Origin of the sequence: Nesterenkonia sp. DZ6 (assembly GCF_022565835.1) — a bacterium.
Taxonomy (GTDB): Bacteria; Actinomycetota; Actinomycetes; order Actinomycetales; family Micrococcaceae; genus Nesterenkonia.
This window is the reverse complement of sequence record NZ_JAJOYW010000001.1, coordinates 393,986-420,262: the sequence shown is the minus strand read 5'-3', so window position 1 is coordinate 420,262 and position 26,277 is coordinate 393,986. Positions and strand designations below refer to the sequence as shown.

Here is a 26,277-nt window from a genome sequence, read left to right as displayed (position 1 = left end):
CAGCCTGAAAAGGGCCAGATTCCGGGCGTACACGGGGATGTAGCTTAGTGGTAAAGCTTTGGTCTTCCAAACCAACGATGCGGGTTCGATTCCCGTCATCCCCTCCAGTCACTTCCAAGCCTCTCCCGGTGATCGGGTCCCCTCGGTCACAGCAGGAGAGGCTTTTTGTGCATCTGCCGCAAAGTCGGCTCGAAAGTGAGAGGAACCCATGGCGCCTCCCCGGGTGTATTTCGTGGTCCAGCCCACCGTGGCGCACTACCGCGAGCCTCTGCTGCGCCGGCTGCTGGAGTCCACGCGGTACGACTTCGACCTGGTGGGACGGTTCAAGAACTCCGAAGCCTCCTCCGCCGACTCGATCCATTCCGCCGCTGACGAGGTCCTGGCGAAGGTCAGGCCGCTCAAGTTTTCCGCGTTGGGCAAGTTCTGGTGGGAACACGGCCAGGTCCGGGAGATCTGGCGGGGTCACCACGACGCCTACGTGATCGCCGGTCGCATCCCCACCGTCTCCGCCTGGGCCGCCTCAGCGGTCGCCGCGCTGCGCGGACGCACCCTGATCATGTGGGGCCACGGCTGGAAGCGACCCGAGGACGGGCTCAAGCGCCGGGTCCGGCTCGCCTTCTACCGACTGACCGACGGGCTGCTCGTCTACGGGGACCGAGCGAAGGAGCTCGGCAGCTCCTACGGGGTCCCGGCCGAGAAGATCCAGGTCATCTACAACAGCATCTACCCGCAGGCTCTGACCGGCATGGCCAGGGAGGCCGCTGACGCTCACGTGGGTCAAGCCACTGACGACGACGCCGGCTCAGCCGCCACGATCATCTACAGCTCCCGGCTCACCAGCCGGCACCGGCTGGACCTGCTCGCCGAAGCACTCGGCGGCATGCCGGCGGCTGAGCGGCCGAAGGTGCTCATCGTGGGCGAGGGTGCCGAGCGGCCCCGGCTCGAGCAGGTGTTCACCGAACACGGCGTGGATGCAGCGTTTCTCGGCGCCGTCTACGACTATGACCAGCTGCGCGGGCTCTACGCCCAGGCCGACCTCGCGGTCTCCGTCGGCGGGGCCGGGCTGAACGTCACCCAGGCGATGAGCTTCGGCGTGCCGGTGCTGGCCGAGGACGGCAACCCCGATTCAAGCCCCGAGATCGAGGCCGTGGTGGAGGGAATCACCGGCCGGTACTACCAGGCCGGCGACGCCGGCTCGCTGCGCAAGGTCCTCGCCGAGCTCCTGGCCGACCCAGCGCAGCTGACCCAGCTGGGGGAGGCGAGCCTCGCCGTCGTGCGGGATCGCTATACGGCGGAGAAGCACGCGGAGTGGATCGAGAATGCCCTGGACGTGCTGCTCGCCCGCGCGAAGAGGGCGTGAGTCTGCGGCGAGACCTCCCTGGGCAGGCCGCGCCGCTCGCGGGGGAGCCCACGCGGGGAACCCTGTAGGCCTGAGCGGGGGAGGCCCCCGTGCTCAGGAGGCGAGGTGGTCCTTGAGCTTCTTCACCAGGACCTCGGGCTGTTCCTCCGGGATGAAGTGTCCGCAGTCGGTGATCGGTTCGCCGTGCGCGTGCGGGGCGAAGGGTCTCCAGGCTTGGACCACGTCGCGCCCGGCGACCAATCCATGATCTCCCCAGAGCACCTGGATCGGCAGATCCACTGTGTCACCGGCGTCGAGGTTTTCGGCGTCGTGGACCAGGTCGATGTCGGTGGCGCGATAGTCGTCGAATCCGGCGCGCAACGCTCCTGGTCGGGAGAACGCCTCCACGTAGTCAGGGATCACCGCGTCGAGTGTGTGGCGCTGCAGGGTCCATCGTTCGAAGAAGAACCTGAGGTATTCCTCGATGTGGGGCCCGACCAGCAGCTCTGGCAGATCGTCCTTCATGTGGAACAGCCAGTGCCAGTAGCCCTGAGCCATCTCCATGGTGCCGTTTCGGAACATGTGAAGCGTCGGAGCGATGTCCAGCAGCGTCAGGTGTGTGATCAGCTCCCGGTGGTCCAGGGCCAGACGGTGGGCGACCCGAGCGCCCCGATCGTGTCCTACAACCCGTACAGAGTCGTATCCGAGGTGCGCGATGAGCTCTCGGATGTCTTCAGCCATCGTCTTCTTGTCATATCCGCCGCGCGGCTTGTCGGTGTGCCCGTAGCCGCGAAGATCAGGAGCGACGACGCGGTAGTCCTCGGCCAGTGCGGGGATGACCGCGTCCCAGCACTGGGAGGTCTGGGGCCACCCATGAAGCAGGACCAGCGGGGGCTTCTCACCACCAGTGTCGGTGTAGCTCATGCTGATGTGCTCAAGTCGAGTGATCTGCTTCATAGGAGGCATCTAACCAGATAAGGGAGTGGGTAGATATGGGGTGTGCGCGTGGATGGCTGGTTTCTCCTCGGAGGTTGACCTGTCCTGACCCGCTGAACTGTGCCCCGGAGCGATCAATGCTCGAGGTGAGCCTCTCGATGTCCCAACCAGGGGTGGCCCCACTTCAAACTCGGAAGTTCGAAGTGGGGCCACCGCTGGAGGCGCATCGCTGTGACGCGATGCATGAGCCCTCAGGCTCGATTCGACCGGTCAGAGTCCGGTCGACTCGAGATCAGGACTCGACGGTGCGCTGGCGCATGAAGAAGGCACCGGCACCGATGGCGCCGAGGGCGAGTGCGCCGCCGCCGGCGGCCATGGCGATATCTGCACCCTGTGAGCCGCCGGAGACGCCGGTGTCGGCGCCGCCTTCAGGCATTTCGTCCATCTGTGAGGCGGTCAGGGTGCCGCAGGCAGCGGGAAGAGTCGCAGCGTTGGGCAGGGACTCATCGAGCTCGCTCTGCTTGTTCGCGGCTTCCTCGGTCAGCACGGCTGGGTCCACGCCGTGGACCACGACGACGCCGGTGCCATCGACGATGGAGGCCAGCACGTCATCGGGGATCTCCAGGCTGCGCTCGTAGGTGTAGCTGCTGCCCCCGGGGAACCGCTCGACCGCGAGGCCGGAGTCCGGTGAGGTGTCGCCTTCGGTGGTCAGTGAGGTGCCGATGCCGCCGTAGAAGGGTGCGCCTTCTTCGACGTTGATGGCGCCGTCGCCGTCGACGTCAGCCTCGGGGCCGGGGCAGGTGCCCTGGGCGCCGAAGTGGATGTGCTGGGCGTGGGGGAAGGGTCCGTCCATGAAGGTCTCGGCTGCGCCGTCGACGGTCATGTAGACCGTGGCCTGGTTGCCCTGGCCCTCGATGAGGACGTCACCGACGGTGCCGCTGTTGTTCAGCGGGTCGAGGTTGGCCTGGAAGGACCAGGACTCGCTGGAGGTCGAGGTGGCGGCGCCATCGGTTGCTCCGCCGTTCTCGGAGTGGGCCATGGCTGGGCCTGCGCCCAGGAGCATTGCGCCGAGCGCGAGGGTGGGGACGGCGAACAGTTTGGATTTAAACATTTGAGGGACTCCTCGTCACAGTGGGTGTGGCCGCGACCAGGGGACTCCTGGCCGCGACTTCATCAGAGTAACCCACGTCACTATCATTTCGAGAAATATTTCGTCATTCTAACTACCGATGGATCAATTGCGACGGGCCCGCCGCGGTGATCTATTTTCCGATATAGCAATCAAAAGCTCATACGCTCGGGGCATTCGAGTGCTGCTGTCCCTGAATGGCCCTCTCGACCTCAGCCGACGAGGGTGGCGTAGACCACGTAGTTGTCCTCGTACTCTCCGGTGGCCTGGTCGTATCCGTCGCAGGTGATCAGTCGGAGTTCGGGGTCTTCGGTGTTGCCGTAGACCTCGAGGGTGGGGAAGGTGTTCTTGCCGTATTGCTCGGCTTTGGTGACCACGAAGGTCGCGGTGCCGCCGTCTTCTTGTCCCACGGTGATCTCGTCGCCTTCGACGAGTTCTGGCAGGTCAGCGAAGACCCCTGGCTCGCCGAGAGAGTCATCGACATGGCCCAGCAATACTGAAGGGCCTTGGTCGCCTGGGGCGGGGGATCCGGTGTACCAGCTGGCTGGGGAACCTGGGTCGCCCGGTGGGACCTCCAGGGTGCCGTTGTCCCTCAGGCCCAGGTGCAGCAGCTCGGAGCTGGCATCGATGGCCGGGATCTCGAACGCGGCGGGTGGTGCGGTCTCGGTGGCGGCCTCGTTGCTCTGGTCTTCGGCGTCTTCAGGTCCGTCGGCTTCGTCGGGGGCCGGTGTCGGTGTCGGGGAGGCTTCGCTCTCACCCTCCTCATCGCTGGTGGCGTCGGTCTCTGCTGGCTCATCCGCTTCCGGAGTGCCCGCCTCGGATTCGACCACCGCGGTGGCGGTGTCTTCCGCGGCACCCGGATCGTCGTCCTGCCCGGGTGAACATGCCGAGATCGCCAGCATCAGTGCGGTGGCGATGGCCAGTGCCGCACCACGGTGCCGGCCGCCGGAGGCCGCACAGGTGGTCTCGTGGTGGTGCCGAGGGAGAGGAGACATGGAGGTTCTCTTTCGGGTTGGACCTGCTGGGCTGCGCTCTGGTCCGGGTGGCGGGGACAAGAAGGAGGCCGAGGCGGCGGATTCTTGTGGGCTGGTCAGTCACGCGATCTCGTGGCTTGCCCACGTCGACCTCTCCAGAAGTGACCGACGCCCGTGAGGAGCTTCTCGGGATTCTGTGACGGGCAGGGGTGGCCCCACTTCAAACTCGGAAGTTCGAAGTGGGGCCACCGCTGGAGGCGCATCGCTGTGACGCGATGCATGAGCCCTCAGGCTCGATTCGACCGGTCAGAGTCCGGTCGACTCGAGATCAGGACTCGACGGTGCGCTGGCGCATGAAGAAGGCGCCGGCACCGATGGCGCCGAGGGCGAGTGCGCCGCCGCCGGCGGCCATGGCCACACTGGCGCCCTGTGAGCCGCCGGAGACGCCGGTGTCGGCGCCGCCTTCAGGCATTTCGTCCATCTGTGAGGCGGTCAGGGTGCCACAGGCAGCGGGAAGGGTCGCTGCCAGGGGCAGGGACTCATCCAGGGTGCTCTGCTTCGCCGCAGCTTCCTCTGGCATCAGCTCGGGGTTGACACCGTGGACCACGACGACGCCGGTGCCGTCGACGATGGAGGCCAGCACGTCATCGGCGATCTCAAGGTCACGCTCGTAGGTGTAGCTGGAACCACCGGGGAAGCGCTCCACAGCAAGACCGGAGTCCGGGGAGGTGTCACCCTCGATGGTCAGCGAGGTGCCGATGCCGCCGTAAGAGGGAGCGCCTTCGGGGGTGTTGACCACACCGTCGCCGTCTTCGTCGGCCTCGGGGCCGGGGCAGGTGCCCTGGGCGCCGAAGTGGATGTGCTGGGCGTGGGGGAAGGGTCCGTCCATGAAGGTCTCGGCTGCGCCGTCGACGGTCATGTAGACCGTGGCCTGGTTGCCCTGGCCCTCGATGAGCACGTCACCGACGGTGCCGCTGTTGTTCAGCGGGTCCAGGTTGGCCTGGAAGGACCAGGACTCGCTGGAGGTCGAGGTGGCGGCGCCATCGCTGGCTCCGCCGTGCTCGGAGTGGGCCATGGCTGGGCCTGCGCCCAGAAGGATTGCGCCGAGCGCGAGGGTGGGGACGGCGAACAGTTTGGATTTAAACATTTGAGGGACTCCTCGTCACAGTGATTTGGTCGCACGGCCTCTGATCGTGGTGTCGACCAGGCCATGTACGCGGAGTTCGGAGCGACATCCGGATCGGATGGTGAAAATCCAAAAAAGTTTCTCAGCTCACCGATCCGCCTCAACTAGCTAAACCTTTATCGATATCGAAAGACTGATTATTCTCCGCGCGGGAAGTGCTGGGGTCCGCTGTGTCGGACCGGCCATTCGGTCTCTAACTGGCGAGGGTGGCGTAGACCACGTAGTTGTCCTCGTACTCTCCGGTGGCCTGGTCGTATCCGTCGCAGGTGATCAGTCGGAGTTCGGGGTCTTCGGTGTTGCCGTAGACCTCGAGGGTGGGTAAGGTGTTCTTGCCGTATTGCTCGGCTTTGGTGACCACGAAGGTCGCGGTGCCGCCGTCTTCTTGTCCCACGGTGATCTCGTCGCCTTCGACGAGTTCTGGCAGGTCAGCGAAGACCCCTGGCTCGCCGAGAGAGTCATCGACATGGCCCAGCAATACTGAAGGGCCTTGGTCGCCTGGGGCGGGGGATCCGGTGTACCAGCTGGCTGGGGAACCTGGGTCGCCCGGTGGGACCTCCAGGGTGCCGTTGTCCCGCAGGCCTAAGTGCAGCAGCTCGGAGCTGGCATCGATGGCCGGGATCTCGAACGCGGCGGGTGGTGCGGTCTCGGTGGCGGCCTCGTTGCTCTGGTCTTCGGCGTCTTCAGGTCCGTCGGCTTCGTCGGGTGTCGGTGTGGGTGAGGCTTCAACCTCACCCTCGTCGTCACTGACTGCGTCGGTCTCTGTTGGTTCATCCGTCTCCGGTGTGCCCGCCTCGGATTCGACCACCGCGGTGACGGTGTCTTCCCCGGCGGCGGGGTCGCTCTCCTGCCCGGGTGAACATGCAGAGATCGCAAGCATCAGTGCGGTGGCGATGGCCAGTGCGGCGCCGCGGGGCCAGCGGTCTGCTGCCGACAGGGCGGTGTGGTTGTCGTGCCGACGGAGAGGAGACATCAAGGTTCTCTTTCGGGTTGGACCTGCTGGGCTGCGCTCCGGTGCGGGTGGCCGATCTCGTCTAGAGGCAGATATGCCCATAATCTACAGTCCCGCCGATCGGAGGTGCGGCGACAGGGGCGCAGTAGTGCTCTGGCCGCTGCCGACGACACGTCAGGAGTCTCTGCGGACCACGACCACCGTGACATCATCGGGGGCCTTTGCCTGCTCGGCACGGCGCAGCGCCTCCTCGACAGCACCTTCGAGACCCTGCTCGCGCAGGACCTGCTCCACCTGCCCGTAGGGGTCCTCGAGGTCCAGAAGGTCCAGGAGTCCATCGCTGCAGGAGAGCAGGGCATCTCCGGGGTGCAGCTGCACGGTGTTCAGTTCGTGGGGCTCGCCCATGCCCATCGCCAGCGGCAGCCCGGTGGATTCCAGGTGCTCCCAGCTGCCGTCGGCGCGATGGATGAAGCTCAGGCTGTGTCCGCCGTCGACGTAGCTGATCTGGCCGGTGCGGGTGTCGATGTCGGCGCAGAACATGGTGACGAACATGTGCAGATCACCGATGTCCTGCTCCAGGAGAGAATCGATCTCAGCGACCGTGGCCTGCAGGGAACGCTCCGGAGCGGTGCGCATCGAGGCGCGGACGGCGGAGGCGATGATCCCTGCGCCGAGGCCCTTGCCCATGACGTCGGCCAGGGTGACCCGCAGCTGATCCCCACGGAGAACCACATCATGGAAGTCCCCAGAGACGCACCCCGCCGGGGCGGAGCCGGCGGTGACGGTGAATCCCGCGGGCTGGGGGAGATTGCGGGGAGTCTGTGCGCGCTGGACCACTACGGCGTGGTCGAGCTCCTGCTGCTGCGCCAGTTCGGTCTGGACCCAGCGGGCGAGATCTTCGAGGAGGTCGCGTTCCTGCTCATCGAGCTCACGAGGCTTGGTGTCGATGAGGCACAGCGCTCCCACCTGTTCGCCGCCCGGGGCCTGCAACGGGTGACCGGCATAGAAGCGCAGGTGTGGGGCGCCTTCGACATAGGGACTCGCCGCGAACGCCTCATCCTGCTTCAGGTCTTCAATGACCAGGGTGCCGGTCTGCTGGATGGTTGATTCGCAGAATGCGTACTTGCGGGGGGTTTCTCGGCTGCCGAGCCCGACCGAGGACTTGCTCCACTGGCGATCATTGTCGAGGAGATTCACGCTCACCATGGGTACGTCGAAGAGCTCTTGAGCCATCCGCGTGATCCGGTCCACACGCTCGTCGCGCGGCGTGTCGAGAATCTTCATGGCGTCGAGCGCGCTCTGTCGCTTCTTTTCGTCGATCATTCCAGAACCCCTCAAGCTTTTCGTTCAGAAAGTACCTGATAGTGACTTTAGTCCATGTCAGGGGTGTTTTCTGAAATCGCCGGTGTCACGAATTGAATTGAGGGTTTTCCGCGCTGATCGAGTCGAATCTGCTGCGTATGACTACAACCCGCTATGGGCGCATGATTTCCCGTTCAGCTCCGATTAGGCAGGATCATGTTCGTCATCCGGGCGGTCGAGAGGCGGCGGCCGGCGTCGTCGGTCATCACGATCTCGTGGCTGGTCAGCTGCCGGCCCAGGTTGATCGGGGTACAGGTGGCCGTGACCATGCCCTCGGTGACCGAGCGATGGTGGGTGGCGCCGAGCTCGGTGCCCACCACGGCATTGTCCACACCCAGGTTGACCCGCGCGTGCAGGATCGCGGCGATCGAGCCGAGCGTCTCGGCGAGCACCATATGCGCGCCACCGTGGAAGAGGCCCATGTTCTGCTCGTTGCCCGCCACCGGGAGGGTGGCCACCATCTTGTCCGGGTGCATCTCCACGTAGCGCAGCCCCATCTTCACGCCCAGCGGAGTGACCCCATGCGGGCCGGTCCACTGCTGATACTCCTCAGGGATCCCGGCGGCCTCCATCCGGGCGGCGCGCTCCTGCTCGTCGGGGAACGGGGTGGGCGCACCGGGGACGGCGCTGCTGGAAAGGTGGTCGAGGGCGTCAGGCTGAGAAGTCATGGGCTCCAGTTTAGATGCCGGCGGGGAGCGACGGACATCCGCCCACGAACCGGAGCGGCGTGGGGCCCGTGAGAGGTCTGGGGTGAGCGCGGAGGTCGCGATAGGCTGGGGCTCGTGTCAACTAGTCCCAATAAACTCCTGGTCATCGACGGTCACTCCATGGCGTTCAGAGCCTTCTACGCCCTGCCCACCGAGAGCTTCCTGACGGATTCCGGCCAGTACACCAATGCGGTGCACGGCTTCATGAACATGCTGCTCAAGCTGATCCGTGAGGAGCTGCCCACCCACGTGATCCTCGCCTTCGACCTGGACACGCCCACCTTCCGGCACACCTCCTACGCCGAATACAAGGGCGGCCGCGCGAAGACCCCCGAGGAGTTCCGCGGCCAGATCGACCTGATCAAGCAGGTCGCCGAGGGGATGAACATCGCCACGGTGACCTTGGAGGGTTACGAGGCCGATGACATCGTCGCCACCTACGCCACGAAGGCCGACACCGCCGGCTGGGAGACCCTCATCGTCTCCGGCGACCGCGACACCCTGCAGCTCGTCACTGAGCGCACCACCCTGATGTACCCCACCTCGGGGCTCTCCAAGGTCGCGATGCTCGACCCCGCCGGGGTGGAGGAGAAGTACCTGGTCCCGCCGCTGAAGTACCCGGACCTCGCCGCACTGGTGGGGGAGTCCGCGGACAACCTGCCCGGCGTGCCGAAGGTCGGGCCCAAGACGGCGGCGAAGTGGATCACCGAATACGGCTCCACCCGCGGGATCATCGAGAACGCCCACCTGATCGGCGGCAAGGCCGGGGAGAACCTGCGGGAGGCACTCGCCGAGGTGGAGCGCAACCTGGAGCTGAACCTGCTGCTCCGCGACCTCGAGCTGCCCGTGGCGCTGGAGGACTCAGAGCTGAAGGTCCCTGACCGCGAGGTGCTGGAGCCGCTCTTCGACGCGCTGCAGTTCAACCAGATCCGCGAACGGCTCTTCGAGACCTTCGCCGCCCGTTTCCCGGAGACCGTGGTCGCGCCCACCCCCACCGACGCGCTCCCCGCGGTCACGGTGACCGAACAGGCCGAGGAGATCTCCGCGTTCCTCAAGGCCCACGCCGGAGCCCCGATGGCGATCGCGGTCTGCCTGGACCGCGCCGGTGAATCGCTGACCACCAAGCCCAAGCGCGACGAAGCCGCCCGTGTGGCTGAGGCACTCGCCGTCGTGCTGGTGCCCTCGGCTTCCGGGGACGTGGCTGGAGCTGCTGATGCTGCCGAGACTGCAGAGACCGACGACGACGCCGGGGAGCCTGCCGCCGAGCCGACCGGCATCCCCGCGCTGGCGCTCTCGCTGACCTCGCTCGACGCGGCCGCCGACGCAGTCTTCGCCGAGTGGCTGCAGGACTCGGAAGCGCCGAAGCTGGTCCACGACATCAAGGACGCCGGCAAGCGGCTGGCCTGGCGCGGACTGCGCCTGCGCGGCGCCGTGGAGGACACCCTGATCTCCGGCTACCTGATCCAGCCGGACCGGCGGAACTTCGCCTTCACCGAGCTGGTCACCCAGTACCTGGGAGCCTCCACCGACCCGGCCTCCTACCTCGGCGGCCACAGCGAGGACGACGCCGAGGCGTCCGGACCGCAGGGCCCGGACCTGTTCTCCTCTCAGGACCTGCTGCCCGGGGTGACGGCGGAGGACCTGGACACCGCCGCGCTGCACGGGATGCTGCTGCACCAGCTCTCCCAGGCGCTGGGGGAGCAGCTGGTCGAGCGCAACGGCGAGAAGCTGCTTCGTGAGATGGAGATCCCGCTGGCCGAGATCCTGCTGCAGATGGAGCTCACCGGCATCGCGGTGAGCCCGGAGAAGCTGGACTCGCTGGATGCCGAGTTCGCCGCCGCCATCGAGGCCTCCGCGCAGGAGGCCTACGCAGTGGTCGGGCACGAGGTGAAGCTCGGCTCGCCCAAGCAGCTGCAGACCGTGCTGTTCGAGGAGCTCGAGCTGCCCACCGCCGGGGTGAAGAAGAACAAGACCGGCTACTCCACGGATGTGGAGACGCTGCAGGCGCTGCTGATCAAGACCCAGAACGACTTCCTGGTGCACCTGATGAACCACCGGGACTCCACCAAGCTGCGCCAGACCGTCACCGGGCTGATGGAGGCCGTCACCGGGGATGGGCGGATCCACACCACCTACGCGCAGACCGTGGCCGCCACCGGACGGCTCTCTTCGCTGCACCCGAACCTGCAGAACATCCCGGTCCGGACCGCCGCCGGTCGGAAGATCCGCGACGCCTTCGTGGTCGGCTCCGGCTACGAGACCCTGCTGACTGCGGACTACTCGCAGATCGAGATGCGCATCATGGCGCACCTCTCTGGGGACCAGGCACTGATCGAGGCGTTCCGCGCCGGGGAGGACCTGCACAACTTCGTCGGCGCCAAAGTCTTCGGGGTCGAGGCCTCGGAGATCACCCCGGAGCAGCGCTCCAAGGTCAAGGCGATGAGCTACGGGCTGGCCTACGGGCTTTCGAGCTTCGGGCTGTCCAAGCAGCTGGGCATCGGGGTCGATGAGGCCCGGAACCTGATGAACGAATACTTCGAACGCTTCGGCGGGGTCCGCGACTACCTGCGCGAAGTGGTCACCCAGGCGAAGCAGGACGGGTTCACCTCCACCCTCTTCGGGCGGCGCCGTTACCTTCCGGACCTGAGCAGCGAGAACCGGCAGCTGCGCCAGATGGCCGAACGGGCCGCGCTGAATGCCCCGATCCAGGGTTCCGCGGCGGACATCATCAAGCAGGCGATGATCGGCGTGGACTCCGCGCTGCGCTCCGAGGGCCTCGAGTCCCGGCTGCTGCTGCAGGTCCACGATGAGCTCATCTTCGAGGTGGCCTCGGGGGAGCGCGAGGCCCTGGAGAAGCTGGTCACCACCCACATGGGTGCGGCCACCGAGCTCGACGTCCCACTGGACGTGCACGTGGGCGTGGGCTCCTCCTGGCACGAGGCCGCACACTAGGTGTACTGAGTCACGACGTTGGCGACGCCGGATCGGCAGGAGTCGTTGCGCCACCGGTGTGGATCCGCTCAGGGGCCGGCGACCTGCTCAGCGGCTGAACAGGGCCCCGAGCCCCTGGACGCGAGCCGGGTGGCCGGCCAGGCGGAGCCCCTGCCAGGCGGTGACCTGGTTGGCCGTGAGCACGGGCACGCCCAGGGCCTCCTCGAGCCGGGGCAGCACGGCGATCGTGTGCAGTGCAGTGTCCGGGATCAGCAGGCACTGCGCGCCGGTCAGGTCGGCGGCGCGGGCGGCCTCGAGCACCCACTCGGCGTCCAACAATCCCGCGTCCTCGCCGCTGGGAACGTCGTAGGTGGACAGCGCGCTCACCGCGATTCCCTCCTGCCCCAGGAATCGCATGAAGTGCGAGGCGACTTCCTCGGGATAGGTCGCGGCCACCGCGACCCTGCTCAGCCCCAGGTGGTGCACCGCCTCGGCGAAGGCCAGGGAGGTGGAGGAGGACGGGACGCCAGCGGCTTCCTCGATCCATCCGGCCTGCTCCCGGCAGCCATCCCGGCCATAGACGAAACTGCCCGAGGTGCACGCCCACATCACGGAGTCGGGGGAGAGCTCGCGGGCCTTCTCGGCGGACGGCACCAGGTTGTTCCGAGATCCGAGAGCCAGCAGCGCGTCGACATCGTGGTCGGTGCGGCCCTCCCAGGTGTGGATCACCCGGAACGAGGTGTCCGGGATGAGTTGTTCGAGAGCGGGGAACTCGTCCTCCGCGCTGTATCCGGGGTAGAGGATCGCGAGGGTATGCATGGTGGTGGAGGCCCTCTCGTGGTGCGTGACTGGTCTCCCCGAAAAACCTACAGGTAGATTGTAGACAACCATAGGTCGCCGTTCCGTGGCGCCTGCAGTCCATCGAACGGAGACTGCTGATGACCCGATACCTCACCATCACCTTGGAGAAGCGCGGCGTCACCGCCAGGGCGCGCCTGCTCGACGTTGAGGCCCCGCGCACCGCCGAGGCCGTATGGCAGGCCCTGCCCCAGTCCGGACAGGTGTTCCACGGCAAGTTCGCGCGCAACGAGATCTACGCCCTCGTCCCCGCCTTCGCCGCCGAAGAGCCTGGCCCCGAGAACCAGACGATCACGCCGATCCCGGGGGACCTGTGTTATTTCACCTTCGAGGGCGTGCTCAACAATCCCGCCTACGGATACGACGCCTCCGCGGGGACCGCTGAGAACCGGTTGTTGATCGATCTCGCCGTCTTCTATGGACGCAACAATCTGCTGGTCAACGGTGACGTCGGGTGGGTTCCGGCGAATGTCTTCGCCACGATCGAGGAAGGACTCGACGAGCTCGCCGCCGCGTGCCAGGACGTCTGGATGGGCGGTGCCCGAGGGGAGACGCTGAGCTTCGCGCGGGCCGACGCCGACCCGAAACACGGCATGCGCTGATCAGGATGGTCACTGTTCAGAGTTAACACTCCAGGTCGGGGTCGGTACCTGACGTAGCATCTTGACCATGGGCCCCTCCGCCGTCAGCGACTGGCCACCCCAGAGCCGGGCCACCGGCGAAAACAGGCATGTAGTTCGTTCAGGCACCACTGTTCTACTCGGCAGAAGGGGCTCCACCGTCAAATCTCGTTCTGGAACTGAATCCGTCTTCCAACGAATGGTCCACATCTCACGGCCGGTGCTGTGGATCAATACCATTGGTCCCGCCGTCCTGGGAATGTGGCTGGCCGGTCACTTGTGGCATTGGGATGCATTGGCGTTGATCTTGTGGCTGACGCTGCCATTCAACCTGCTCATCTACGGCGTCAATGACATCTTCGATCAAGAAACCGACGCGCTCAATCCGCGTAAGGGGTCTTTTGAAGGCGCCCGGATTCGCTCTGGTGAGGTCTTCCCGATATGGGTCGCAGTTCTTGTGACCAATCTTCCGTTCCTGACTTACTTCGTGTGGGCGCTTCCCGGTGATGCACTGCTGTGGATAGGGCTCTACCTGTTGGTGTTCGTCTTCTATTCGGCGCCACCATTACGGTTCAAGGCCCGCCCGTATCTGGATTCGCTCAGCAACGCCGCCTATGCCCTGCCGATGGTCTTTGTTCCGCTCGCACTAGGATCCGGTCCGGTCTGGGCCGCTGCTGTGGCGCTCATGGCATGGAGCGCGGCCAAGCACACTTTCGACGCAGTCCAAGACATCGAGGAAGACGAGGCGGCCGGAATCACCACCACGGCAGTGCGCCTCGGTGTTCGCGGGGTGGTGCTCTGGAGTGGACTCTGGTGGACGGCAGCTACGATCGGCTTTGCAATGGTCAATGTTCCGGTCGCGCTTGTCAACGCGCTGATCAGCGGTTGGCTGCTCTACATGCTGTTCCGCTCCCCCCTCAGCACCACCGCCCATGGTTTGTACCGCCACTCCATCGCCTTCCCCTATGTCGCCGGAGCTGTGGCCGGCATTCAACTGGCCGCGGCGCTGCTGCTGGGGTGGTACCCATGAGTCGTGTCGTGGTGGTCGGTGGCGGAGTGGCGGGCCTGACGGCCGCAGTGCTCTCAGCCTGGGCAGGACACGCTGTCACGCTTCTGGAAGCTAGCTCGGCACTGGGCGGCAAGAGCCGCCGTATCGAAGTTGGTGGTCAAACCATCGACACCGGCCCTTCGCTGTTCACATTCCCGGCCGTCTGGCAGGAACTGCTGCGCCGACTGGATGACTCCAGTCAGGATCCATCCTTGGCGGCCGAAGAGACAGCAAGGCTGAATCTGGAGCGGCTTCCGGAAGTAGGCAGGTACTACTTCCGCGGGCAGGTCTGTTCACTGCCGGTTCCGCCGGGACACCCGTGGCACCCGGCGTGGGAGCGTTTCGCTGCGCTGCACGGACCCATCGGGCCGGATGTGACCCGGCTTCTGACCACGGCCGTGCTGGCACGCGATGCGCGCCCCTCGCTGGCTCTTCTGGGGCGACTCTACGGGCACCGGCTCACTACCCGCAGCTATCTCGACAGCCTCACCTGGCTGCCCGACGGGCTGCGCGAAGTGATCGCCATCCACACACTCAACGCGGGGGTGGGCCCATCCCGCACCCCGGCGTTGTATGCCAGCATGCCTGCGGTGATGGCCCAAGACGGGGTGTGGGTGCCGCAGGGCGGCGTCCACGAACTGGTGCGGGCCCTCGAGCGGCTGGCGCGAGCTGCAGGGGTCGATGTTCGCACCGATGAGCCCGTCCTTGACCTGGAGCGGGGACGCGTCAGGACTGCCCAGAACGTATATCGGGCGGACGCCGTTGTCAGCGGCATGGACGCCGACCGCCTCGAGGGACTGCTGCGTGGGCGCACACCTCGACCACCGCGGAAGCTCTCCTGCTCAGCGGTCGCCGTGTACGCTTCGCTCAAGCGTCCCCTTCCGGCGGATATGTCGCGGCACAGCGTGGTTCTGCCCGAGGATCCCACCGCGCTCTACGCGAGTCTGGAGGCCCAACGCGAGCCGACCCAGACCATGGCGTTTCTCAATCACTACCCAGCCACGGACTCAGGCCCCAATACCGCCGACACACTCGCAGTGCTGCTGACAGCGCCCTCAAATGGACAGCGCTATGGCCTCAACAGTGCCTTTGTCGACCGAGAACTTCGCCGCGTGTGGACCACGGCTGGGCTGCCCGGAAGTTTCGACACGTGTATCGAGGAGAGCACCATCCTGGATCCGAACTATTTCAGTCTCACAGGCGCGTCCGGAGGTGCCCTGTATGGACCGATCCGTCCTTTGTTGATGAGCGGGCCCCTGCACCGTCCAGCTCACCATAGCCTGAGGCGGCCATGGCTGTGGCGGGTAGGTGCCTCGGTCCATCCGGGCGGAGGATTGCCGGCAGTGATGGGCGGGGCCATGATCGCGATTGATGGGATGCTTCGCGCCCTGCCGCCCGGGCCTGGCGGGCGCAGCTGAAACCGACACACAGCTGAGGACGCCACCAAGCCCGGGACAGACGAACGTCTCCATCAGACCCAGTTCAGGTGAGTTGTCATTGCGCATAGGAGAAACATGACACCGGAAGCTCAGGGCCCGCCTCCCCGCGGGGCGCTTGGCGTCGTCATGCCGTTCGACATGGAGCTCGATGCAGAGCTGTGGCGCTGGCTTCCCGCCGGCGTCGACTTGTCGGTGACCCGGACGCCGTTCTTGGATGACGTTGTCACCGTGGAGTTCGCTCGGGAGGTGGCGCAGACGACAGTCGTCACCGAGGGCGTCCGCAGCGTCACAGCCGGTCGCGCGGATGTGGTCGTCTACGCCTGCGCGTCCGGGAGCTTCGTGCGTGGTCGGGCGGGGCAGGAAGATCTCGTTCGCGCTATGACGGATGCCGGCTCACGTGACGCAGTGACGACCTCCGGCGCCCTCGTGGAAGCTCTCGGCGCCCTCGGGATCACGCGTGTCTCGACGGCGACGCCCTATGTGCCGGCTTTGTCGCTCCTGATGGAGACATTCCTCGCTGAGTACGGCGTCACCGTGACCGGTCGCGCTGAGCTCGGGCTCGACAGGCGCATCTGGGAGGTCCCCTACGCGCAGACTGCGGAGCTGATCCGTCGGGCTGATACGCCCGACGCCGAGGCCGTCGTGGTCAGCTGCACAAATCTTCCTACGTACGACCTCATCGCACAGCTGGAGGTTGAACTGGGAAAGCCCATCATCACCGCCAACCAGGCCACCATGTGGGCCGGACTGCGGCGCCTGGGAAAGCTCGCGAACGGCGAGGGGCAGTCGCTGCTGCACATCACGGCCCAAGGCGAGCAGCGCGGTCTCGGACTCACGGCGCGACCCCGCATTCGAAACTCCCGCCCGGCCGTGCCCGACTCGACGGAACCGTCGATCCTCCCCAAGACCTGACAGGCCGCTTGGCAGAGGCCTGGTGTGGTGGTGTCCGGTCATGGGTGGGACTGGGCCGATTCGGTGGATATCTCCTGATGAATCCCTATTCGATACAGCGACCCCCTGTTATTTCGGCTCAAATGAACATAGGTTGGCATCACCTGAACTCAGAGGAGCTGCCGTGAACCTGGACACGATTGAGCGAACTCAGAATGACCTGCTGATGAGAGTTCGTTCCCGTTTGAACAGCCGGAGCGCTGCGAAGGTGCTCAAGTCGATCGAAGCCGCGAAGGGCCCGCTTCCAGGGCATCTCAGGGCACAGGCCGATGAGTACGCCGCCGATGTGCTGGGTTCCAAAAGGTATGCCCCGTGGCTCTACATCTACAGCGCGATGGCCGGTGAGTTCCGAGAGGGGTGGATCCCCGACAACTACTACATGCAGGTGGTCCTTCCTGCGATCGAAGGTCGGTATGGCGACCTTTCTGAAATGCGGTCGATGACAGCGCGCGTCTTTGGGCAGGAAAAAGAGATTCCCGACCGCGGATACGTGGTCAAGGGCCGGCTGCTCAACGCGTCACTCGAACCGGTCTCGTCGTTGGAGGAGTTCACGGACCTCGTCTTTGCCGGGGTTGAAAAAGTGGCTTTCAAGGCTGACGCGAGTGATCGCGGCCGAGGCGTGCAGATTCTTGATCGAGACAGGTTCACGCAGATTGCTGCGGGCCTTCCCGACGGTGTGATTCAGCCCTTCATCGACCAGCATGAGGCCTTTGCTCAGGTCGCGTCCCGCTCGGTCGGGACGCTGCGGATGACAAGTGTCCTCGAGCCTGACGGGCAGGTCACTGTCAGGGATGCCTACATGCGATTCGGACGAGACACGGATGACCACGTATTTTCAGAGTCGAATATTCGCCTTCTTCTCGATACCGCTACAGGCGTGTTCAGCTCGATCGGATACTCGGTGGACTGGCTCGAGATCGACCGGCATCCCGATTCCGGCTTCGTGTTCGCAGGAAACGAGGTGCCGAACTATGCAGCCTGCCTCGAGGCAGTAAAACGGCTGCATCGGCGAATCCCGATGGTCCCGGCGATCGGTTGGGATCTGACTGTTGCTCGCGACGGTTCCGTCCAAGTGCTTGAGTGGAACAGCGGCCATAACGACATCAAGTTCTCTGAGGCGACGTCGGGGCCGTGCTTCGGGGGACTGGGTTGGGAGCATCTAGGCCGGAACGGCGGAGCGACCCAGATCACCGGGTGATCACGGGTGGCGGCCAGCTGCGGCAGGGAGACCCTGGACCCGCACCGGGTTCCACCGGGTTCTGTGCACAACCGAGTTCCCCACCGCCTGGCCCCGGCACCAGCGGACCGATAATGTGGTTAACCGTGCCAGACCAACACGTACCTCAGCAGCCCGAGATCGCTCCGCTCGCACCAGGACTCCGCAGCGAGTCCTTCCGCGCGGCCCTGAACTCGGACGGCAAGACCGCCGACGCGCAGACCGCCGCGTTCGCTCAGACCGCCGAGCAGGGCTTCTACGAGCCCTGGTTCACCGACGAGCAGATCAACCGCATCGGGCGGATCCTGGTCGAGGACGAGCAGCTCCTGACCGGCGTTTACGTGGACCAGGACACCGCCGCGGATGAGCCCTGGGGCAACGCACTCAAAGAGGTCGGCTTCGACCCGTCCCACCCGGTCGGCACGTTCGTCGACTATGACAAGACGCTCAACGCCGGGGGACCGGCCGGCCCGCTGCCCGCACGACTGATCACCATGGTCACCGTCAATCCGAGCTTCCGCCGCCGCGGCATCCTCAAGCACCTGATGACCTCCGCGCTCTCCCGCGCGGTCGAGGACGGCATGGCCGTGGCCGCGCTGACCGTCTCCGAGGGCGGCATCTACGGCCGGTTCGGCTTCGGCTGCGCCACCCGCGAGGCCAGCATCCAGGTGAACCTCGGCGAGGGCAGCGGGCAGAGCTTCGCGCTGCGCAGCGCGCCCGCCGGCCGCGTCATCTCCGCAGACCCGGTCAAGCTCGACGAGGTCATCGACACCAGCTTCGAGGCGTTCCACGACCGCACCCGCGGCTCCATCGGCCGCCAGCAGACCTACCAGCTGGTCAGCTCCGCGCGCTGGAACCTCGAGGACAACAGCGCCTGGAACCGCAAGCTCCGCGCCGCCGTCCACGTCCGCGAGGACGGCAGCATCGGCGGCTACGTGACCTTCAAGCACGAGGGCTGGGACACCGACCCCAGCACCATCCGGATCTATGACCTGATCGCCGCCGACGACCAGAGCCACCTCGCGCTCTGGGACTTCATCGCCGGACTCGACATCGTCCGCCGCGCCACCATGAGCACCGCCGCACTGAGCGATCCGCTGCAGTCCGCGCTGGTGAACCCGCGCAGCTACCAGGTCCAGAAGCTCAGCGACGTGCTCTGGGTCCGGATCCTCGACGTGGTCAAAGCCCTCGAAGCCCGCGCCTGGACCGCCGACGGCGCGTTCCGCCTCGAGCTCGAGGACGGACAAGGCATCACCAACGGCAGCTTCACGGTGAGCGTCGACGACGGCGCCGCCACGCTCACTCGGGCAGGTGACGGTGAAGCGCCGGTGACCTCAGACCTCCCGACGCTCCAGCTCAGCGTCGAGACCCTCGGCTCGCTCTACCTGGGCGACGTCTCGGTCCGCACCCTCCACGCAGCCGGAAGGCTCGGAGGCACCACCGCCGAAGACGTGGACCGGATCTCCCGGATCATGGACCTGGCCACCCTTCCCTTCTGTGCGACACATTTCTGAGCAAGTCATCGCGCTCGGGACAGCGGTTGATTCGGATTGGATTGCCGGTATAAACTGACACGGCGCGTTCTGCGCACAGAGTCGACCTGACATCTGATGCAGATCATGCTCGAAAGTCCGCTCTTCGGCGTCGCCGCCGGAATCGGGACCTGACGAGCTCTCCTGTTCATCTGTTGATCGCTTTGTGCGCCGGAGTGCCATCTTGCACGGCACGCCCGTGCACTGACCACGCCAGCCACAATCCATATCGGAGCCCCTACTACATGACCCCCACCACCACTGCCCCACAGGTCGCCATCAATGACATTGGCACCGCAGAAGAGTTCCTCGCCGCTGTAGACGCGACTATGAAGTACTTCAATGACGGCGACCTCGTTGAGGGCACCATCGTCAAGGTCGACCGCGACGAGGTCCTCCTCGACATCGGGTACAAGACCGAAGGCGTCATCCCGTCCCGCGAGCTGTCCATCAAGCATGATGTGAACCCGGACGAGGTCGTCGCCGTCGGCGATCTGGTGGAGGCTCTGGTCCTCACCAAAGAGGACAAAGAAGGCCGCCTGATCCTCTCCAAGAAGCGCGCACAGTACGAGCGCGCCTGGGGCGACATCGAGCGCATCAAGGAAGAGGACGGCGTCGTCTCCGGCACCGTCATCGAGGTCGTCAAGGGCGGCCTCATCCTCGACATCGGCCTGCGCGGCTTCCTGCCCGCATCGCTGGTCGAGATGCGCCGTGTCCGCGATCTCGCGCCGTACATCGGCCAGGAGATCGAGGCCAAGATCATCGAGCTGGACAAGAACCGCAACAACGTGGTCCTGTCCCGCCGTGCATGGCTCGAGCAGACCCAGTCCGAGGTCCGCTCCTCCTTCCTCAACAAGCTCGAGCGCGGCCAGGTCCGCACCGGCACCGTCTCCTCGATCGTCAACTTCGGTGCGTTCGTGGATCTCGGCGGCGTCGACGGTCTGGTTCACGTCTCGGAGCTCTCCTGGAAGCACATCGATCACCCGAACGAGGTTGTCGAGGTCGGCCAGGAAGTCACCGTGGAGGTCCTCGAGGTGGACATGGATCGCGAACGCGTCTCCCTGTCGCTCAAGGCCACCCAGGAAGATCCGTGGCAGACCTTCGCCCGCACTCACGCGCTGGGCCAGGTCGTCCCCGGCAAGGTCACCAAGCTGGTTCCCTTCGGTGCGTTCGTCCGCGTCGAAGACGGCATCGAGGGCCTCGTGCACATCTCCGAGCTGGCAGTGCGCCACGTTGATCTGGCCGAGCAGGTCGTCTCCGTGGGTGACGAGCTCTTCGTCAAGGTCATCGACATCGATCTCGAGCGCCGCCGCATCAGCCTCTCGCTGAAGCAGGCCAACGAGGGTGTCGATCCCGAAGGTGCCGAGTTCGATCCGGCCGTCTACGGCATGGATGCCGAGTACGACGACGCCGGCAACTACAAGTACCCCGAGGGCTTCGATCCGGAGACCAACGAGTGGATGGACGGCTACGACGAGCAGCGTTCCATCTGGGAGGCCCAGTACGCCAAGGCCCAGGAGCGTTGGGAAGCGCACAAGAAGCAGGTCGTTGCAGCAGTCGAGGCCGACGCCGAAGCTGCCGCACAGGCCACTGTCGGTTCTTCCAGCTCCAGCTCCTCGAGCTCGAGCTCTTCCAGCTCCAGCAAGTCGGAGCCCGCTCCGTCGAACTACTCCTCCTCGCAGAACAGCTCCTCCGAGGATGCCGGCACGCTGGCATCCGACGAGGCACTGGCTGCGCTGCGCGAGAAGCTCACCGGAAACAGCTGAACCACACGGGCGGATCACTGATCCCGCCTGAGTGACATATAGAGAAGGCCGGTTCCACCCTCGGGTGGGACCGGCCTTCTCTATGTCTGCTTCACTGCTTCCAGAACACCAGCGAGAACACCAGCGACGACGACGGCGCCGCGTCCAGCAGCGCCGCCTTCTAAGTCAGCGCTTCGTCGACACCGTCACGGTGAACCGCGCATCGCGGGCCAGCTGCTCGGTGGGCCCGACCTCCTTGGTGAGCACCGTGCGGTGCTTCAGGTGGGAGTTCCAGACGCTGTAGATCCGTCCGCCCGGTGCCAGCACCCGCGCCGCGGCCCGGATCAGCCGGTTCGCGGCACCGGGGTCCACCGCGTTGCCCTGGTGGAACGGCGGGTTGAGCAGGATCACCTCGGCGGAGGCGTCCTCGAACCGGGAGAGCGCGTCGTCGCGGACCGTCTCGATCCGGTCCGCGACCCCGTTGGCCTCGGCCGTGAGCTGGGTGGACTGCACCGCGGAGGCCGAATGATCGGTGGCGATCACCTTCAGCTGCGGATGCCGCAGCGTCAGGAAGGCGCTCACCGTGCCGTTGCCGGAGCCGAAGTCGATGACGTACTCGGCACCGGGGAACCCCGGATGGGCCTCCACGGCCTCGAGCATCAGCCGGGTGCCCGGGTCGAGCTTGGTGCCCCCATAGGTGGCGCCCAGGCTGCACAGGGTCAGCTCCGTGGAGCCCTTCCCGGGGATGCTGACCTGGTGGGTGTTCTTCCGCGGGGCAGAGGTTGGCACGCCGTCGCGCGGTCCGCGAGCGGTGAGCACCCGGGACTTCGAGCGGCCACGGCCGGCGGAGACGTCGGTGAAGTGCTTCTGAAGCACCTGGTTCATCGAGTGGTTCATGTGCTTGTCCCGGCCCACGGCCAGCACGACGACGTCGGCCGCCGCGTGCTCGCGGATCAGCCAGGCCCAGTCGTTGAGCGTCTCCAGAGACCGGGGCAGGTGCATCAGCACCGTGTGCACCCCGGTGAACGCGTCGGGCGCCTCCTCGGTCAGGCTGGGCAGCTCTTGGGGGACCGGCGCCGGCAGATCGGCGCGGCGGGCGTTGCCCTGCAGCGCACGCTCCGCGCCGAGCTCGTCGGCCAGCACCCGCACGGCCGACACGGCGTCTTCGACCTTCGCGCACACCGCGTCGGGCTTGCCGGCATCGGCTATCAGGGAGTGCAGGATCGGCAGGGTGAGCGCTCCGGAGCGGTCATCGAGGATCAGCACGCCCTCGCGCGGGTGGCCGTCGGCCCACCAGGCCGCGGCGGTGTCGAGCAGCAACAGGTCCACCGCCTCGGGCGGGGGACTGATGGGGGTGAAATCGAAGTTCTGGGTGAGTTCAGAGGGCTGGACATCGGGGGTCTGACCCGCGGGAAAAGGCATAGAGCCAGCTTAGAGGATCACCCCGTCACGGCTCCCGAACAGCTCAGCACCAGCTTCCCCCAAGAATCGTTACTGGAATGAGACGCCGGGACTGCATGCGGCTCGTTCCGGGAATTATTCGAGTGTGCTGGACTCAGATCAGGCCCCACCGGCGCAGGATTCGACTCACGAAAGTGCGTCGGCGGCCCAAATTCCATACCGTAGGGACGATCATCCCGCCTGTCAGGTGTCAGACCGCCAGTCTCGCGCCCCGCAAGGGAACCGAGGGTTCTGCCTCTGCCGGGCGCGGGCAGCGACTACACCCACGAAAGGCCAATGATGCTGCTCCGACTCCATAACATCTTCAGGCTGCGCACCAGCCCGATCCTCTTCTTCGGATCAGCCGCGATCGTGATCACGTTCGTCGTGCTGACCCTCCTGATGCCCACCGGCATGGGCGAGTTCTTCGGCACCGGCTCAGGCTGGATCTACGACAACCTCGGATGGTTCTACATCTCCGGTGTCACGATCTTCCTGATCTTCCTCATCTTCGTCGCCTCCGGACGCTTCGGCCGGATCAGACTCGGCGCCGACGGCGAGGAGCCCGAACACTCCAACATCGCCTGGTTCGGCATGCTCTTCGCCGCAGGCATCGGCACCATCCTGATGTTCTGGGCCGTGGCCGAGCCTGCCAACCACTTCGCCAACCCGCCCCGTGAGGGCCAGATGGGCGTAGAGCCACGCTCCATGGAGGCCGCGAATGAGGCGATGGGCTTCACGCTCTATCACTTCGGTCTGCACACCTGGACGATCTTCGCTCTGCCCGGCCTGGCCTTCGCCTACTTCATCTACAAGAGGAACCTGCCCCCGCGGGTGTCATCGATCTTCCAGCCGATGCTCGGCGACAAGATCCACGGCCCCATCGGCAAGTTCATCGACATTCTCGCCATCGTGGGCACCATCTTCGGCGTCGCGGTCTCCATCGGCCTGGGCACGCTGCAGATCCACGCCGGACTCGCCCGCCTGCTCGGCGTGAGCGATGCGGCCTGGAACTTCATCATAATCATCGCGGTGGTCACCATCATTGCCACGATCTCCGCGATGCTCGGCGTGAACAAGGGCATCAAGCGGCTCTCGAACTTCAACATCTGGACCGCCATCGGGCTGCTGCTCTTCGTGCTGATCACCGGCCCCACGGTCTTCATGCTGCGCGGCATGATCGAATGGACCGGCGTCTACGCCCGGATGCTTCCCGAGCTGGCGTTCTGGAACGACACCCTCGCCAACACCGGCTGGCAGGACGGCTGGACCATCTTCTACTGGGCATGGACCGTGGCCTGGGCGCCGTTCGTGGGCATCTTCATCGCCCGCATCTCGCGCGGCCGCTCGGTGCGCCAGTTCGTCGCCGGCGTGCTGGGACTGCCGACGCTGTTCACCATCATCTGGTTCGGCATCTGGGGCGCCGGCACCTTCGACATCGAGCTCAACGGCGACGGCGGCCTGGTCGACACCGTGCTCGACGACGGCGTAGAGGGTGCGCTCTTCGCGTTCCTCGCCGAGTTCCCGCTGGCCACGCTGACCTCATCGATCGCGATCATGCTGGTGGGCATCTTCTTCATCACCTCGATGGACTCCTGCTCACTGGTCCTCGATGACATGTGCAACGGCTACGAGGGACGCTCACCGCTGCACCAGCGCGCCTTCTGGACCATCTCCATCGGCACCATCGCCGCGATCCTGCTCACCGCCACCGGCGAGGGCGGGCTCCAGGCGCTGCAGAACGTCGCCCTGGTGCTCGGGCTGCCGTTCTTCGTCCTGGGCTACTTCATGATGTTCAACCTCTCCCGGGCGATGCGCGAGGACGCCGGCGAGGTCGGCTTCCTGGTCACCCGCCGCTGGCTCAAGACGCTGCCTCCGGAGGAGTACGAACGCCGCATGGAAGAGCCCGACCGCTCGCTCACCGAAGCTGTGGTGGCCCCGGATTACCACGAGGGCACCCAGCCGGAGAACGCGCCGGACGTGGATCACGTGGAGCAGCCACCGATCGTGGAGCAGTACCGGGTCCGCACCGGGGATGTCCCGATCGTGGATCCCGCCCAGGTGAACGGCTCCTACCCGAAGAACTGATCTGCGCCTGCTGAAGCAGTTCGCTGATCAAAACCGAGATGCCCGGCTCTCCGATGGGAGAGCCGGGCATTTCTGTCCGCGGGTGAGTCGAGTACCGGGTGCGCTAACGTAGCGCCCATGAGCCAGAAGCGCAGGCCCCGGAACACCTCACGGACCTGGAAGGACGGGGCGATCATCGCCGCTGTGGGTATTGCAGCTGCCGTCATCGTGGGCGCAGTGGTGATGGTCATTGCTCAGCCGGAACGTGACGTGGCCGAACCACAGAGCATCGTCGTCGTCGGTGATTCGAACACCGAGATGGACTCGCCCGACTTCGCCGCGGGGGAGATCGGTGACGACTCCTGGGTGTCGACCGTGCTTGCTGCCGGTCATCGCTTCGCGGGTGGTTGGGCAGTGGCGGGGTCTACCTCGGTCCAGCAGGCAGAGGGTCTGGATGACGTCGAGGGTGCAGACGTCCTGCTCGTGATGACAGGAACGAACGACCTCGCCCGGGGGGTCCCTTTCGAGCAGACCGCCCCGAGCCTGGATGCGATCGTCGCCAAGGCACCAGCCGACCATGTCGTGGTGCTCGCGATCCCGCCGCGTGACCGGGAGACCACGCCGACCAGCCGCGAATTCAACCGAACGCTCAAGGACCTCGCCGAGGACCGGGGCTGGGAGTACTTCGACGCCCTTGAGTTCCTCCGCAGCCCCGACGGCGGCTTCGTCGAGGGAATGACGAATGACGGACTCCACCTCACCCCCGAAGCTCAGGACCAGTTCGGCGAGACGGTGGTCGATTACCTGAGTCGAGAGACTTCCTCCTGAGCGGAGGGCTCGGGTGCCGCGTTCGATGCCGCCGCCAGTTCCACTTCTTTCACATCCTCCAGCGGCCCGAGTTCCGGCGGTGGCGCGGGCTGCGCCGGGGGAGTGCCGCGCACCGAGGCGTAGATGACCCCGCCGACCACCAGCACCCCGCCGCCGAGCTCCAGCCAGGTGGGGACCTCGCCCAGGGCGACCCAGGCCGCCAGGATCCCGACCACCGGCACCAACATCGAGAACGGGGCGACGGTGCCTGCCGGGTGCCGACGCATCAGCCAGACCCAGATCCCCGCGCCCGCGACCGTGCCGAACAGGATCGTGTAGCTCAGCCCGAGCCAGGCCGGGATCGCCGCGACGCTGATCGAGGTGGCGAGCGCGGCGCCGATCTCCTCAGGCCCCTCCACCAGGAAAGCCACCGTGAGCAGCGGGATCGGTGGGACCACGGCCATCCACAGCACCAGCGCCATCGGCCGGTCGGTCTGGGCCTTCCGCGAGGCCAGGTTGCCCAGCGCCCAGCCGAAGGCGCCGAAGAGCACCAGCAGGAACGGGGTCCACCCGTCCAGGACGCCCCGAGAGACCCCCACCAGCCCCAGTCCCAGCACGGCGACGCCGACGCCGGTCGCCCGCCGCGCGGTGATGTGCTCCTTGAGCACCAGGGCGCCGAGCAGCACGGTGAAGGGCGCCGAGGCCTGCAGCACCAGCGAGGCGAGCCCGGTGGGGAACCCGGCGGCCATGCCGAGGTAGAGCCCGAAGAACTGCAGCGTGCCGAAGCCCAGCCCGTAGCCGAGCAGGTAGCGGATCTTCACCCCGGGCCAGGGCACGAACAGCAGCGCCGGCAGCGCCAGGATCAGGAAGCGCAGCCCGGCCAGGAACAGCGGCGGGAACTGATCCAGGGAGATCCGGATGGCTAGGAAGTTCAGACCCCAGAAGACGGCGACGAGCAGGGCGAGCAGGGTGTGACGCAGGGGCATGGGTTCATCCTCCGGCACAAGACTGATCAGGTCTACTGAATGCTTCTGCACTGAG

Annotated in this window: 21 protein-coding genes and 1 tRNA gene; 12 read left to right on the top strand and 10 right to left on the bottom strand. The window is 65.9% G+C overall.

Annotated elements, in window-relative coordinates:
- Nucleotides 1-33 precede the first annotated feature (33 nt).
- Together LTH93_RS01885 and LTH93_RS01880 are read left to right on the top strand one after the other, a co-directional pair.
- Nucleotides 34-107 (top strand) — tRNA-Gly (locus LTH93_RS01885).
- 101 nt (nt 108-208) lie between these two features.
- Nucleotides 209-1,360 carry a glycosyltransferase family 4 protein gene (locus LTH93_RS01880; RefSeq protein ID WP_241469879.1) on the top strand — a complete coding sequence of 384 codons (1,152 nt, stop codon included), beginning with the start codon at nt 209-211 and terminating at the stop codon, nt 1,358-1,360.
- Nucleotides 1,361-1,453: 93 nt separating this feature from the next.
- Here LTH93_RS01880 and LTH93_RS01875 read toward each other — a convergent pair whose 3' ends face one another.
- The 7 genes from LTH93_RS01875 to LTH93_RS01845 all read right to left on the bottom strand — a co-directional run bounded on the left by LTH93_RS01875 (nt 1,454) and on the right by LTH93_RS01845 (nt 8,543).
- A complete protein-coding gene (locus LTH93_RS01875) occupies nt 1,454-2,296 on the bottom strand; it encodes an alpha/beta fold hydrolase (protein WP_241469877.1) in 843 nt (280 codons plus the stop codon).
- 271 nt (nt 2,297-2,567) lie between these two features.
- Nucleotides 2,568-3,386 (bottom strand): hypothetical protein, encoded by an 819-nt coding sequence (locus LTH93_RS01870; protein ID WP_241469875.1) that lies wholly within the window; start codon nt 3,384-3,386, stop codon nt 2,568-2,570.
- A 230-nt stretch (nt 3,387-3,616) separates the two neighbouring features.
- Nucleotides 3,617-4,399: a class F sortase gene (locus LTH93_RS01865; protein ID WP_241469873.1), complete on the bottom strand. Its 783-nt coding sequence runs from the start codon at nt 4,397-4,399 to the stop codon at nt 3,617-3,619.
- Nucleotides 4,400-4,706: 307 nt separating this feature from the next.
- The gene (locus LTH93_RS01860; protein ID WP_241469871.1) at nt 4,707-5,525 is read right to left on the bottom strand and encodes a hypothetical protein; all 819 of its coding nucleotides are present in this window, start codon (nt 5,523-5,525) and stop codon (nt 4,707-4,709) included.
- Between the two features lie 232 nt (nt 5,526-5,757).
- The gene (locus tag LTH93_RS01855) at nt 5,758-6,534 is read right to left on the bottom strand and encodes a sortase domain-containing protein (RefSeq protein ID WP_241469869.1); all 777 of its coding nucleotides are present in this window, start codon (nt 6,532-6,534) and stop codon (nt 5,758-5,760) included.
- Between the two features lie 153 nt (nt 6,535-6,687).
- Nucleotides 6,688-7,836, bottom strand: a complete 1,149-nt coding sequence (locus LTH93_RS01850; RefSeq protein WP_241469868.1) for a GAF domain-containing SpoIIE family protein phosphatase — start codon at nt 7,834-7,836, stop codon at nt 6,688-6,690.
- Nucleotides 7,837-8,009: 173 nt separating this feature from the next.
- Nucleotides 8,010-8,543, bottom strand: coding sequence for a hotdog fold thioesterase (locus LTH93_RS01845; protein ID WP_241464458.1), 534 nt, complete (start codon nt 8,541-8,543; stop codon nt 8,010-8,012).
- Nucleotides 8,544-8,657: 114 nt separating this feature from the next.
- On the opposite strand from LTH93_RS01845, the gene polA reads away from it, so the two are divergent.
- Nucleotides 8,658-11,534: a DNA polymerase I gene (gene polA, locus LTH93_RS01840; RefSeq protein WP_370642629.1), complete on the top strand. Its 2,877-nt coding sequence runs from the start codon at nt 8,658-8,660 to the stop codon at nt 11,532-11,534.
- 87 nt (nt 11,535-11,621) lie between these two features.
- Here the strand turns inward: polA and LTH93_RS01835 are convergent, their stop codons facing one another.
- Entirely contained in the window at nt 11,622-12,332 is a 711-nt protein-coding gene (locus LTH93_RS01835) for a maleate cis-trans isomerase family protein (protein WP_241464459.1), read from the bottom strand.
- A gap of 119 nt (nt 12,333-12,451) precedes the next feature.
- Between LTH93_RS01835 and LTH93_RS01830 the strand changes: the two genes are divergently transcribed.
- The 7 genes from LTH93_RS01830 to rpsA all read left to right on the top strand — a co-directional run bounded on the left by LTH93_RS01830 (nt 12,452) and on the right by rpsA (nt 20,943).
- Complete coding sequence (locus LTH93_RS01830) at nt 12,452-12,973, top strand: DUF3830 family protein (protein WP_241464460.1); 522 nt, start codon at nt 12,452-12,454, stop codon at nt 12,971-12,973.
- A 67-nt stretch (nt 12,974-13,040) separates the two neighbouring features.
- Complete coding sequence (locus tag LTH93_RS01825) at nt 13,041-14,021, top strand: UbiA family prenyltransferase (protein WP_370642628.1); 981 nt, start codon at nt 13,041-13,043, stop codon at nt 14,019-14,021.
- On the top strand, nt 14,018-15,457 hold the full coding sequence (locus LTH93_RS01820) for a phytoene desaturase family protein (RefSeq protein ID WP_241469864.1): 1,440 nt from the start codon (nt 14,018-14,020) through the stop codon (nt 15,455-15,457). The genes LTH93_RS01825 and LTH93_RS01820 overlap by 4 nt, the downstream gene beginning before the upstream one ends.
- 96 nt (nt 15,458-15,553) lie before the next feature.
- Nucleotides 15,554-16,390: a maleate cis-trans isomerase family protein gene (locus LTH93_RS01815; RefSeq protein WP_241464462.1), complete on the top strand. Its 837-nt coding sequence runs from the start codon at nt 15,554-15,556 to the stop codon at nt 16,388-16,390.
- A 163-nt stretch (nt 16,391-16,553) separates the two neighbouring features.
- Nucleotides 16,554-17,627, top strand: coding sequence for a sugar-transfer associated ATP-grasp domain-containing protein (locus LTH93_RS01810; protein WP_241469863.1), 1,074 nt, complete (start codon nt 16,554-16,556; stop codon nt 17,625-17,627).
- Between the two features lie 125 nt (nt 17,628-17,752).
- The gene (locus LTH93_RS01805) at nt 17,753-19,159 is read left to right on the top strand and encodes a GNAT family N-acetyltransferase (RefSeq protein ID WP_241469862.1); all 1,407 of its coding nucleotides are present in this window, start codon (nt 17,753-17,755) and stop codon (nt 19,157-19,159) included.
- Between the two features lie 263 nt (nt 19,160-19,422).
- On the top strand, nt 19,423-20,943 hold the full coding sequence (rpsA, locus tag LTH93_RS01800; protein ID WP_241469861.1) for a 30S ribosomal protein S1: 1,521 nt from the start codon (nt 19,423-19,425) through the stop codon (nt 20,941-20,943).
- Between the two features lie 165 nt (nt 20,944-21,108).
- Here the strand turns inward: rpsA and LTH93_RS01795 are convergent, their stop codons facing one another.
- Entirely contained in the window at nt 21,109-22,344 is a 1,236-nt protein-coding gene (locus LTH93_RS01795) for a class I SAM-dependent methyltransferase (protein ID WP_241469860.1), read from the bottom strand.
- A 318-nt stretch (nt 22,345-22,662) separates the two neighbouring features.
- On the opposite strand from LTH93_RS01795, the gene LTH93_RS01790 reads away from it, so the two are divergent.
- Nucleotides 22,663-24,450, top strand: a complete 1,788-nt coding sequence (locus tag LTH93_RS01790; RefSeq protein ID WP_241465067.1) for a BCCT family transporter — start codon at nt 22,663-22,665, stop codon at nt 24,448-24,450.
- A 117-nt stretch (nt 24,451-24,567) separates the two neighbouring features.
- Nucleotides 24,568-25,257: an SGNH/GDSL hydrolase family protein gene (locus LTH93_RS01785; protein WP_241469858.1), complete on the top strand. Its 690-nt coding sequence runs from the start codon at nt 24,568-24,570 to the stop codon at nt 25,255-25,257.
- Here LTH93_RS01785 and LTH93_RS01780 read toward each other — a convergent pair.
- Nucleotides 25,230-26,222 carry an EamA family transporter gene (locus LTH93_RS01780; protein ID WP_241469856.1) on the bottom strand — a complete coding sequence of 331 codons (993 nt, stop codon included), beginning with the start codon at nt 26,220-26,222 and terminating at the stop codon, nt 25,230-25,232. The genes LTH93_RS01785 and LTH93_RS01780 overlap by 28 nt on opposite strands.
- Nucleotides 26,223-26,277: the final 55 nt, after the last annotated feature.

Coding starts and splice junctions, on each gene's coding strand:
- LTH93_RS01880 (WP_241469879.1), top strand. CDS start 209: ATGGCGCCTCCCCGGGTGTATTTCGTGGTCCAGCCCACCGTGGCGCAC.
- LTH93_RS01875 (WP_241469877.1), bottom strand. CDS start 2,296: ATGAAGCAGATCACTCGACTTGAGCACATCAGCATGAGCTACACCGAC.
- LTH93_RS01870 (WP_241469875.1), bottom strand. CDS start 3,386: ATGTTTAAATCCAAACTGTTCGCCGTCCCCACCCTCGCGCTCGGCGCA.
- LTH93_RS01865 (WP_241469873.1), bottom strand. CDS start 4,399: ATGTCTCCTCTCCCTCGGCACCACCACGAGACCACCTGTGCGGCCTCC.
- LTH93_RS01860 (WP_241469871.1), bottom strand. CDS start 5,525: ATGTTTAAATCCAAACTGTTCGCCGTCCCCACCCTCGCGCTCGGCGCA.
- LTH93_RS01855 (WP_241469869.1), bottom strand. CDS start 6,534: ATGTCTCCTCTCCGTCGGCACGACAACCACACCGCCCTGTCGGCAGCA.
- LTH93_RS01850 (WP_241469868.1), bottom strand. CDS start 7,836: ATGATCGACGAAAAGAAGCGACAGAGCGCGCTCGACGCCATGAAGATT.
- LTH93_RS01845 (WP_241464458.1), bottom strand. CDS start 8,543: ATGACTTCTCAGCCTGACGCCCTCGACCACCTTTCCAGCAGCGCCGTC.
- LTH93_RS01835 (WP_241464459.1), bottom strand. CDS start 12,332: ATGCATACCCTCGCGATCCTCTACCCCGGATACAGCGCGGAGGACGAG.
- LTH93_RS01830 (WP_241464460.1), top strand. CDS start 12,452: ATGACCCGATACCTCACCATCACCTTGGAGAAGCGCGGCGTCACCGCC.
- LTH93_RS01825 (WP_370642628.1), top strand. CDS start 13,041: ATGGGCCCCTCCGCCGTCAGCGACTGGCCACCCCAGAGCCGGGCCACC.
- LTH93_RS01820 (WP_241469864.1), top strand. CDS start 14,018: ATGAGTCGTGTCGTGGTGGTCGGTGGCGGAGTGGCGGGCCTGACGGCC.
- LTH93_RS01815 (WP_241464462.1), top strand. CDS start 15,554: ATGACACCGGAAGCTCAGGGCCCGCCTCCCCGCGGGGCGCTTGGCGTC.
- rpsA (WP_241469861.1), top strand. CDS start 19,423: ATGACCCCCACCACCACTGCCCCACAGGTCGCCATCAATGACATTGGC.
- LTH93_RS01795 (WP_241469860.1), bottom strand. CDS start 22,344: ATGCCTTTTCCCGCGGGTCAGACCCCCGATGTCCAGCCCTCTGAACTC.
- LTH93_RS01790 (WP_241465067.1), top strand. CDS start 22,663: ATGCTGCTCCGACTCCATAACATCTTCAGGCTGCGCACCAGCCCGATC.
- LTH93_RS01785 (WP_241469858.1), top strand. CDS start 24,568: ATGAGCCAGAAGCGCAGGCCCCGGAACACCTCACGGACCTGGAAGGAC.
- LTH93_RS01780 (WP_241469856.1), bottom strand. CDS start 26,222: ATGCCCCTGCGTCACACCCTGCTCGCCCTGCTCGTCGCCGTCTTCTGG.